Here is a 2642-nt window from a genome sequence, read left to right as displayed (position 1 = left end):
CACGCTCCGTCTTAACGTATTCGGGGATAGCATCGTCCGAAGCGATCTTGATGCTGACCAGTGACGCATGGGTGAGTTGCGGAATTCCGGCAACCGAAAGTGCGTTGCGTGCGTCGTTTCGTAACGGTTCGGCCGTCCAGATTTCACCCTCTGGAAACATATCTTCGTCGTCAAAGAAACACTCTCCGAACGCAGCTCGGTACATTTGTCGTCGAGTGGACGTTGCCGCGTTTATCTTCAATTCGCCAGCAAGTTTGTTGAACTCTAACATCGCTTCGCCGCGTTGGCGACTATGCCGGTCCACCGGTCTGCCATCCTCGACCAACTTGATTGCCTTCAGCGGCGATCCATGCGTCACGAGCAACCTGAGCATCGCTTGATCCTCTTCCAACGTGACATCCACAAAACGGCCGCATCGCTTTTCAATGTGGAATCTCAGCACTTGCTCCTGAAAGGCAAGTCGCCGCGGTTCCAGCGGCAACAACAAATCCGGCGGCAGATCGGTTTTCGCTTGAAAGTATTGAAAGGACTTGCGTGATTGAATCCGTTCCCAGCGCAGGACTTCTTCTGCTTCATCGCGATGATGCAGAAATGCCTCGACGGCTACGTCCGCGATCGTCGCGTTCTCGTCGTCGTTGAACTTTGCGGCCAAGCCATCAATCCGATCGAGCAGCTTTTCCATCCCGCGTTCGGTACATAAGTCGTTGACAAAGTGAGCATACTGCAGCAGCTTGCGAGGCGTGTCATCGTCAGGTTGCCGAAGAGCAACGCGAATCTGCTCCCGCATATCATCGTCGATCAACCCGCTTGGCAGTTTGATACCGCGAGTCCGTAGATAGTCCGCAAACGGAGATAAAAACTCATGGAGTCGTCGGTCGGCCACGTTGCTGAAGAAGTTTTGGTTGGTCAGCCGTAAATAAAAATTAGACATCGTTATTCGTTGTGTTTAAGCCAATTATTTTGTCATTCGCATCCGTGGGAAAAGTGGAGGTTTCAGCGGTCCAAATGCACTGAAAAACGGGGACCGGGCCGGCGACGGTTCCACCATCGCTATTTCGTCCGTCGTGGCGTCGTGCCGCTCATCCGTGGCCTTGTTCCTAAGCGTCTCCTGACGTCGGCCCGTCCCCGAAGATCCGCGAGTGTCGCGGATCGGTGTGACACATCAAGTCACTTCCATCATCAGCACACCTAATTCAGTGATGGCTGGGTGTTTTGCCAAAGGTCTGATGAAGAAATGGTCGACGCGGGACGCCGTCGCTTCGGCGGTCGCTTTGACGGCATCGGCAACACCGCATCGCGTATGTCCGAATCGATGACAAAAACGTGGGTCGGCACCCGAGTGAATTTCCCGCGAACCTCCGTCATGACCGCTTTTGCTTCGCAACCGAGGCCCTGCCAAATGAGCACCACGGCCGCGACATCGATTTTGCGAACTTTTCCGGATTCAATTAGTTTCCAAACCTGCGGTGGCAGCCCAGCGGATTGCGAACACTCCGCGACAGTTCGTCCGGACTCCTTCCGAATTCGACGGATCTTTGCGATGTCGAGTTTCGGGTAATCGTTTACTTTTTGGGTGGATGTCATGGCGTTTCCCTTCTTGGAAGCGAGTGAATGAGTGATATGCAAGCATTCTCTCGTTGTCGGTGACAAGTCTGGTCACAACGATCAGAAAAAGTTTGCTTGCAAAGACATAGTCACCACTCGCTGGACACGTTTGGTCCAGCGCCGCAAATTTTTTCGGAACAGCTCGAATGCACTGACAGGAGCGTGATTTTCCGAACCGGGACCGCCAATCGCGTCGCAGCCGGAGTAGCTCAAGGAGTAGGGGCGGCCCGTTAACCGCCCAGTCCCTTTTTCTCACTTTTGGTTCTTCCGTGCGAACATTCGATTCGAGATCCGCTTGCGAAAACGCCTTGTTGAGACGTTGCGAAATCGTCAGCTTGCTTGCCCGTGCCGTCGTCCGCTGGCAACAAATCTCCACATCTGCCGTCTCTTCTGGCAAAACTTCTGGCGACATCGAAAAGGATGGCTTGATCGAATCCGAAAACGATCGCTCTCTGTGACACTGTCGTGGTGAACGCACCCGGCAAGCACCTGATTCAAATCATGGAGAAGAACATGAGTAACCCAATTGGCCGAGAGCTGGCCGCGCTGCGCCGCATGAAGGTCAGCGAACTGCAAACCAAGTACGCCGAAGTGTTCGGCGAATCGACGACCGGTCGCAACAAAGTATGGCTGCAGAAACGGATCGCATGGCGAATCCAAGCGAACGCGTATGGTGGTCTCAGCGATCGGGCAATACAGCGGGCCGGCGAGCTTGCCAACGAATCCGATCTGCGTGTTACCGCGCCGCGTGAACCATCAAGTGTCCCGCTGCCGCCACCAATCAACCGCGATCTTCCGCCCAAGGACGAACGGCTTCCTCCCGTTGGCGATTGTCTTGTTCGCTTCTACAAGGGCCGAGAATGCGTCGTCACCGTGATGCCTGAAGGATTCGACTTCGAGGGCGAACGCTACAAAACGTTGTCCGCAGTCGCCAAAGCCATCACCGGCCAGCACTGGAACGGGTTTCGATTCTTCCAACTCAACAAGCAGGAGTCCGCATGAGTCGCCAGCAACTCAAAGAGACAGTCCATTGTGCG

Annotated in this window: 3 protein-coding genes; 1 reads left to right on the top strand and 2 read right to left on the bottom strand. The window is 54.6% G+C overall.

Annotated elements, in window-relative coordinates:
• Both ABD971_RS08310 and ABD971_RS08305 read right to left on the bottom strand, forming a co-directional pair.
• A partial coding sequence (locus ABD971_RS08310; protein WP_345321110.1) for a hypothetical protein occupies positions 1 to 931 on the bottom strand: 931 nt, incomplete at its 3' end.
• Between the two features lie 257 nt (positions 932 to 1188).
• A complete protein-coding gene (locus ABD971_RS08305; protein ID WP_345321108.1) occupies positions 1189 to 1584 on the bottom strand; it encodes a helix-turn-helix domain-containing protein in 396 nt (131 codons plus the stop codon).
• Positions 1585 to 2118: 534 nt separating this feature from the next.
• Between ABD971_RS08305 and ABD971_RS08300 the strand changes: the two genes are divergently transcribed.
• The gene (locus tag ABD971_RS08300; RefSeq protein WP_345321106.1) at positions 2119 to 2607 is read left to right on the top strand and encodes a DUF2924 domain-containing protein; all 489 of its coding nucleotides are present in this window, start codon (positions 2119 to 2121) and stop codon (positions 2605 to 2607) included.
• Positions 2608 to 2642 lie beyond the last annotated feature (35 nt).

Source organism: Novipirellula rosea (assembly GCF_039541335.1).
Taxonomy (GTDB): domain Bacteria; phylum Planctomycetota; class Planctomycetia; order Pirellulales; family Pirellulaceae; genus Novipirellula; species Novipirellula rosea.
The sequence above is the reverse complement of the archived record's forward strand: the minus strand, read 5'-3'. Positions and strand labels throughout refer to the sequence as shown.